Origin of the sequence: Methanothermobacter sp. (assembly GCF_030055425.1) — an archaeon.
GTDB lineage: Archaea > Methanobacteriota > Methanobacteria > Methanobacteriales > Methanothermobacteraceae > Methanothermobacter.
This window is the reverse complement of record NZ_JASFYE010000001.1, coordinates 341921-348852: the sequence shown is the minus strand read 5'-3', so window position 1 is coordinate 348852 and position 6932 is coordinate 341921. Positions and strand designations below refer to the sequence as shown.

The following is a 6932-nucleotide window of genomic DNA, read 5'->3' as shown; positions in this document are numbered from 1 at the left end:
TGCATATGGATTATCTAGTGCCTCGGGTCACTTAATCATTTCATCTGATTATGATCTCTGCTGTGCATATGGATTATCTAGTGCCTTGGGTCACTTAATCATTTCATCTGTGAGGGACCTTGTGATTTTTTCATCTGCGGGAGGACCTTATGCGCCCCCCCACCCTTTCAGGGTCAACAGAGAAAACCTCAAGTCCAGGTACAATGACCCTTACAACGGGAACACCAACCTCACGGGTTAGATCCACATATAATGTCTGCTTCAGGCCCGCCCTCTTCAGTTTATCCAGGGTAATCTCAAGGTCCCTCTGGAATGACCTTGTTGAGAGGTCCTCCATATCCTCAAGTGCAATGGTATCATCGGGCTCAGAGAACCAGTGTCTGTTTAGCTTCTTCATCCTCTCATAGCCAGCCCTCCTCATGAACTCCGCCCTTACGGTGTCCTCCCTTGTACCGTGTATCTGGGTGGCCCGGCTCTGGGCAACCTCTGTGAGGGCCCTTATAACTGCAATTTCAGGGTCAAGGTGGGTCCCCACGCCCATGGTGAGGAGTGCAGGGTCCCTGAGCACAACATCATCTGCAACCGCAGCAACCGTTGCAACGCCAGTGTCAGCGGTGAGATCCACAAGCGTTATCTCAACCCCTGCCCGCTGGAACCTTTCAAGGAGACACGTTATAATCCTGTTATCTGTCCCCGAACAATCAATTTCTATTCGGGGACCCCTTCTCGCCTCAAAGAGGCTCCAGGCGTCCCTCTCTATCACCTCCATGAGGCCGTGGAATATGGCCTCCTCCAGGACGTTCCCGGATGCAAGGCCATTGGTGTTTGACCTGAAGAGACTCACACAGCCCTCAGGGGGATTGTAAGGGTGAAAAACTGCATTTGCAGGTACGTGAATCCTGTCCTGGCTTTTTATATCCTCTGCAATTATCCACTCAACTTCAGAGTCTGTATCAGCGTTTGGTGGAAGAATAAGTACTTCAGGGTCCAGGCATTTATCCATCTCCGATGGATGGGCCCTCAGTGTTTCGTCCATGGCACTCCTCTCAGCAGAGTACCTTTCAAAGGCCTCCATCATTGCAGAGGCCCGTGCCTGTTTCCTTGTGGCGCCCTTACCCGCGTATATGCTAACGGCACCCTCCTCCGCTGTTGGCCTTATGGCTGAGAATACAGGTATGCCTATACGGTCGAGGTGCGTTATCTCGGTTATCCGTGTGACACCTATGTCCCTGAGTTTTTCCCGGAATGCCCGGAGTGTCTCTGAGGGTTTCATGGCCCGGTGGGTGCATCCAACATACTTAACAGGAATATCCTGGAACATCTCGATCACTTAGAACATGCTGTTGAATGTGAGTGCAAATGCAGATGCGGCTGCAATGAGCCATATGAGGGGGTTCCATCTGAAAACCTTGGCACCATCAAGCACGGCGATGGGTATGAGGTTAAAGAGGGCAAGGAAGCTGTTAACGGCGTATCCGAGTACAGCAACATCGCGAAGTGGAGATGGAAGCACAGATGATGCCATGAGAAATATTAGAGCCAGCATTATGTTGGTGAGGGGTCCTGCAATGGATATCTTCCCGTTAACGTCCCTGTCAATGTAGTTTCCATGAATGTAAACGGCCCCTGGGGCTGCGAATACGAATCCAAAGTAGGATGTTACAAGCGCCAGTATGAGGCCCTCGAGCCACAGCCTGTATTCGGCCCAGAATCCATACCTTATTGCCATTAACTTATGGGCGATCTCATGGAGGACAAATCCGAGCCCCACAGTAACGAGGGTTGCCGGAAGCAGAATCAGTGCTACCTGCAGATTTCTACCTGAGAACACATAGGCAAATACTCCGGCGATCACGACCATTGAGATAAGGATATCCCTTACCTCTCCCTTACTGAATCTGACCATGTTTATATTAACATGGGATAGGGCTTATAATGCTTTCCATTGCTGGATTGTGTCTGCCTTTCTGTTACATGAGAGATTTAAGGGCAATATCTCGATTTTAATGTCTGGAAAAATTAAAATGCTTTTTTAAAGTAATTATTTTTTAGAATCCAATGATATCCTGTTGGTGTAGGGGGGTTCCCTGAATTCTATCCGGAAAAGTCCGCCGTTCGACCCTGAAAAGGTGAGGGTTCCCTCAAGCTGTTCTGTGAGGATTTCAACAAGTTTGAAGCCAAGGGACTTGCTGTTCCTGAGATCCTCCTCAATGAACCCCACACCGTCGTCCATCACCTCAAGAATACAGGCAGAGTCCCTCCTTTTAAATCTCACTGTGATACTCCCCCTATCCCTTCCTCTGAAGGCGTGTTTGAGCGCATTGGTTACCAGTTCACTCAGTATGAGGCCCAGGGGAATTGAGGTTTCAAGGCTCACCTTTATATCATTGGCTTCAAGCGAGAATTCTATATCCTTTCCATGGGAATATGACCTCTGGAGGTTCTTGAGGAGTCTGGAGGCGTACACTCCAAAGTCTATGGAGCTGAAATCACCTGAACGGTATAGCTGCTCATGTATGAGTCCCATTGACCTTATCCTGTCCTGGCTTTCCTCAAGGATATCCCTGCATGTGGGATCATTGATGCTGTGGCTCTGAAGGCTCAGAAGACTGGAAATTATCTGGAGGTTGTTCTTGACCCTGTGGTGTATCTCACTCAGAAGTACCTCCTTCTCCCTCAGTGACCTCCTGAGTTCCGCCTCCATCTTCAGCCTCTCGGTTATATCCCTGGCCACCAGGACAGCGTACCTTTCACCATCAAAATCAACCATATCTACCTTTATCTCAACAGGTATCATTTCACGGTTCCTTTTTATAAGTTGCCCCTCCATTGTTATTCTTTCATCGTTGCCCTCAAGGATCCCTTTGAAGCGGGAATGCATGTCCTCAGGCAGAAGATCATAGATCCTGTGTCCGGGTATATCACGGGTTGAATACCCCAGCCTGGTGCATGCTGAGCGGTTGGCGTCTGTAAGTTCCCCTCCAGGCGTTTTAACAAGGAATATGGCGTCATCTGTACAGTCAAGGAGTTTCCTGAACCTTCTGAGTTCGGCGAGTGACTCCTGAAGACGGGGATAGTAGCTCTTCCTTATGGATTTTTCACCAAACCCTATTATCTTCTCCCTTAGGGTTTCCCAGTCCCTATCAGACATTTCATCACACCTCAAGTCCCATGGAGGGCCCTTCTGAATATCTCCTCAACATCCGTCTTTTTTGGCCGGACAGGGTTTGTAACTATGCAGGGATCCCTCATTGATGTCTCTGCAAGGGAGGGTATGTCCTCCTCAGCAACACCAAGGTCCCCAAGTGTCATATCAATTCCCAGGGTCTCCCGAAATTCCCTTATGTGTTCCTTGAGTTCCTCAAGCCCCGAACCACTGAGTCCCATGACCTCTGCGATCTTGAGGTACCTATTCCTCGCGGTTTTGAAGTTGAATTCAATAACGTATTCAAGGAGGAGGGCATTTGCCTCACCATGGGGTATGTCCAGCATCCCACCGAGGCTGTGTGCCATGGCATGCACAAGTCCAAGGCTGGCGTTGGAAAATGCAAGGCCTGCCTCAAGGCTTGCGAGCATCATATCCTCACGGTAATCCATATTATCCGGTTCAAGCACGGCCCGGGGGAGGGCGCGGTTTATGATGCCTATTGAGTCGAGGGCGTTGAGGTCGGTAAGGTGGAAGCTTGCATTGGATACGTATGCCTCAATGGCGTGTGCCAGTGCATCCATACCTGTTGCAGCTGTCAGCTCCCTATCCATGGTGAGGGTGGTTTCCGGGTCTATGAGGGATGCATCAGGTACCATTGTCTTGCTTACGATGGCCATCTTGACCCTTCTATGGGTATCCATGATTATCGCAAACTGGGATACATCTGCACCTGTGCCGGCGGTTGTAGGGATGCATATTATGGGAACCGAGGGTACTGGGATGCGGTCAACGCCCTCAAATTCAAGGACGTTCATCCTGTTGGATACAACAGCACCCATGGCCTTTGCACAGTCAATGGGGCTTCCGCCACCCAGCGCAACTATCATGTTGCACTCCTCTGCATCAAAGACCCCTGCACCCTCCATGACCTCGTGGTCGCGGGGGTTTGGTGTTACATCATTGAATATGACATAATCAAGGCCCTCATCACTGAGGCTACCTGTAACGTCATCCACGAGACCGGTCTTCATTATACCATGGTCTGTTACAAGGAGGACCCTTCTGGCCCCGAGGTTTGAGGCGTATCTTCCCGCCAGGAACCTGGCTCCATTTCCAAAAACAAATTCTGCTGTCACAAACTTTCGAAGCTCCCCCATCTTAACCACGTGTGAAGATACCGGTCAGGCAGTATATACATATAAATTAGGTTTAATGACTAATATAAACCTTGAGTATTACCCTGTACATAGATTTTAACGGTGGTCATGTGGCGGTCTGTGAGTACTGTGGGGCTGACGGTTATTATGGTCGTGAAATTGCCGGCACAGACAAATGGATTGTTTACCTTGCACCGAGCCAGCGCTACCTTGGAACCTGTGTGGTGGCCCTCCGGAGGAAATGCAGGGACCTCTCTGAACTCAAAACAGAGGAGTGGGCTGACTTTGCAGTGGTGGTGAGGGTACTTGAATCCGCTGTGCGCGACCTTTTTGGACCGGAACTCTTCAACTGGAGCTGCTTTAAAAATTCGGCTTTCAGGTCTGAAAACCCGGACCCTGAGGTCCACTGGCACTTCATTCCCCGCTACAGCAGGCCCGTGAAATTTGGGGGTGAGGTCTTCAGGGACCCGGACTTTGGCCACATACCTCTGCCCATTGAGTTCAGGGCACCCGATGAGGTTATGGATGAACTTGAACTGGTCATGAAAAGAGCTGTCATGGAAAGGATGGGTGATGTACTTGGAAAGGATTGAAGGGGCACTTGAAGCCATATCTGGTAAAGCTGAGGGAGCAATCATAACAAAAAGGGAGAATATATACTATCTCACAGGATTCATGCCAACAGTCACTGCTTTTCTGTTTCTGAGTGATGAACCGGTCCTCTTTGTAAATGAGATGGACCTTGAGTCAGCAGAGGGGTGTGAGGTTCGTGTTGAGGTCTTTAAGAAGGTATCTGATGTCCCTGATATGGTTGAACTAAGGGTCATCGCGGTTGAACCCTCCATGCCAGTGGGCCTCATTGAGAGAATCGGCCTTGGGAGGGACTTTCAGGTGATGGATCCCATCGCAGATCTCAGGATGGTTAAGGACAGGGAGGAGATAAGAATGATAAAGGCAGCCCTTAAAATTGCCGAGGAATCATTTAAGAAAATTGAATTCAGGGGCAGTGAATCTGAGGTAGCCGCCAGACTGGACTACCTTATGCGTCTTGGAGGTTCAGAGGGAGTTTCATTCGACACCATCGTAACATCGGCCTCAAGGTCAAGCATACCCCATGCGGTACCCACATCTAACGATTTAGGCTCCCCTTTACTGGTTGACTGGGGCGCTGTTTACAGTGGCTACCACTCTGACACCACAAGGACACTGGTGGAGAGTGAAAGGGAACATGAGATCCTTGATATATTGATTGAAGCCAGAAGGGAGGGTTTGAAGGTAGCTAAACCTGGCGTGAGGGCATGTGAGGTTGACAGTGCAGTGAGGAGTGTTATAGAGGAATATGGATACGCTGATAACTTTATACACTCAAGCGGCCATGGTGTTGGACTTGAGGTCCATGAGAGGCCATCACTTTCAGCCGACGATAAAACGGTTCTCGCTAAGGGAATGGTCCTCACCATTGAACCGGGGATATATCTTCCAGGAGAATTCGGTGTGAGGGTTGAGGACATGTTCGTGGTGGGTGGTGGAGTAATGAACCGCCTACCTGATCACCCAGAGTAGAGAGTGCAGGTGGCACTGACCTACTGTGACTTTCTACTATGTGGCACTGTAAAAATAATAGTATAAATAATAGGCTGTAAATAATTAGTAACAGTAAGGACTTCAAGTGGTGTGCAGATGGCAGTATTACCGGCAGCATTGAAACCTGTAAGCGAGGCCCTGGAGAGTATATTACCTGATAAACTGCTCATCAGGGTGCAGGAGACGCTCATAAGGACAGGGCTTTATGTGAAGGCATCTGAGATAATAACCCTGGCATTTCTCGCAGGGGCACTCTTTGCTGTTCTTGGATCAGTTGTAGCTGCAGTAGCAGGTCTGAATGTTATCCTTGCAGTCATTGTTGGATTTTTCATGCCATCCATTCTTCTCGGGGCATACATCTTTGTCATGATGGAGCGGCGTGTTGACGCCATTGAGCAGTCAACACCTGACTTCCTCAGACAGATAGCATCACTGCTGAGGGCAGGGGTGGGCCTTGAATCGGCACTGGAGGATGTATCCAAACAGGGGGAGGGGCCACTCTACGATGAACTCAAGAGGGCGGTTATTGAAATAAAAATCGGGCGAACATTCGATGACGCCATCCTCTCCATGAGTGAAAGGCTCAAATCCCAGAACCTTGACAGAACCTTCAGGATGATCCTTGAGGGCAGAAGGGCCGGTGGGAGCCTTTCGGATGTCATTGAGACGGTTGCAGAGGATCTCAGGGCGGTTCTGGCACTCAAGAGGGAGAGGAAAGCCAATGTTATGATGTCAGTGATGTTCCTTATTGTCGCCGCCATAATCGCGGCGCCATTCGCCCTTGGAATGATAATGGTCTACTCAGGGTTCATGGAGTCTGTGGGGAAACCCAACCCAATCCTTGGGGCAGCACAGATCGCAGCTTCAGGCTACATCATAATACACTCCATAATCGCAGGGCTACTCATCGGAATCATAATGTATGGGAGCGCAAGGAAGGGTGTTAAGTTCTCTGTGCCACTATCAATTGTGGCCTACTCCATATTCTATGTCATAGGAAAATTTGGACTGAGCCTTGTTGGAAGCATGGCACCATAGGAGGT

The 6932-nt window shown here is 49.5% G+C and carries 7 protein-coding genes; 3 read left to right on the top strand and 4 right to left on the bottom strand.

Going from position 1 to position 6932, the window contains the following annotated elements; translation table 11 throughout:
- Nucleotides 1–130: 130 nt before the first annotated feature.
- The 4 genes from QFX39_RS01910 to ercA all read right to left on the bottom strand — a co-directional run bounded on the left by QFX39_RS01910 (nucleotide 131) and on the right by ercA (nucleotide 4305).
- Nucleotides 131–1321 carry a YcaO-related McrA-glycine thioamidation protein gene (locus tag QFX39_RS01910; protein WP_300476915.1) on the bottom strand — a complete coding sequence of 397 codons (1191 nt, stop codon included), beginning with the start codon at nucleotides 1319–1321 and terminating at the stop codon, nucleotides 131–133.
- Nucleotides 1322–1330: 9 nt separating this feature from the next.
- Complete coding sequence (locus QFX39_RS01905; protein WP_300476913.1) at nucleotides 1331–1906, bottom strand: site-2 protease family protein; 576 nt, start codon at nucleotides 1904–1906, stop codon at nucleotides 1331–1333.
- A gap of 135 nt (nucleotides 1907–2041) precedes the next feature.
- A complete protein-coding gene (locus QFX39_RS01900) occupies nucleotides 2042–3151 on the bottom strand; it encodes a histidine kinase dimerization/phosphoacceptor domain -containing protein (RefSeq protein ID WP_300476911.1) in 1110 nt (369 codons plus the stop codon).
- 11 nt (nucleotides 3152–3162) lie between these two features.
- A complete protein-coding gene (ercA, locus tag QFX39_RS01895; protein ID WP_300476908.1) occupies nucleotides 3163–4305 on the bottom strand; it encodes an alcohol dehydrogenase-like regulatory protein ErcA in 1143 nt (380 codons plus the stop codon).
- Between the two features lie 110 nt (nucleotides 4306–4415).
- On the opposite strand from ercA, the gene QFX39_RS01890 reads away from it, so the two are divergent.
- The 3 genes from QFX39_RS01890 to QFX39_RS01880 all read left to right on the top strand — a co-directional run bounded on the left by QFX39_RS01890 (nucleotide 4416) and on the right by QFX39_RS01880 (nucleotide 6927).
- Nucleotides 4416–4898, top strand: a complete 483-nt coding sequence (locus QFX39_RS01890) for an HIT family protein (protein ID WP_300476905.1) — start codon at nucleotides 4416–4418, stop codon at nucleotides 4896–4898.
- Nucleotides 4885–5868 (top strand): Xaa-Pro peptidase family protein, encoded by a 984-nt coding sequence (locus QFX39_RS01885; protein WP_300476902.1) that lies wholly within the window; start codon nucleotides 4885–4887, stop codon nucleotides 5866–5868. Before QFX39_RS01890 ends, QFX39_RS01885 begins: the two co-directional genes overlap by 14 nt.
- Before the next feature lie 117 nt (nucleotides 5869–5985).
- Complete coding sequence (locus QFX39_RS01880) at nucleotides 5986–6927, top strand: type II secretion system F family protein (protein WP_300476900.1); 942 nt, start codon at nucleotides 5986–5988, stop codon at nucleotides 6925–6927.
- Nucleotides 6928–6932: the final 5 nt, after the last annotated feature.

Coding starts and splice junctions, on each gene's coding strand:
- QFX39_RS01880 (WP_300476900.1), top strand. CDS start 5,986: ATGGCAGTATTACCGGCAGCATTGAAACCTGTAAGCGAGGCCCTGGAG.
- QFX39_RS01905 (WP_300476913.1), bottom strand. CDS start 1,906: ATGGTCAGATTCAGTAAGGGAGAGGTAAGGGATATCCTTATCTCAATG.
- ercA (WP_300476908.1), bottom strand. CDS start 4,305: ATGGGGGAGCTTCGAAAGTTTGTGACAGCAGAATTTGTTTTTGGAAAT.
- QFX39_RS01900 (WP_300476911.1), bottom strand. CDS start 3,151: ATGTCTGATAGGGACTGGGAAACCCTAAGGGAGAAGATAATAGGGTTT.
- QFX39_RS01910 (WP_300476915.1), bottom strand. CDS start 1,321: ATGTTCCAGGATATTCCTGTTAAGTATGTTGGATGCACCCACCGGGCC.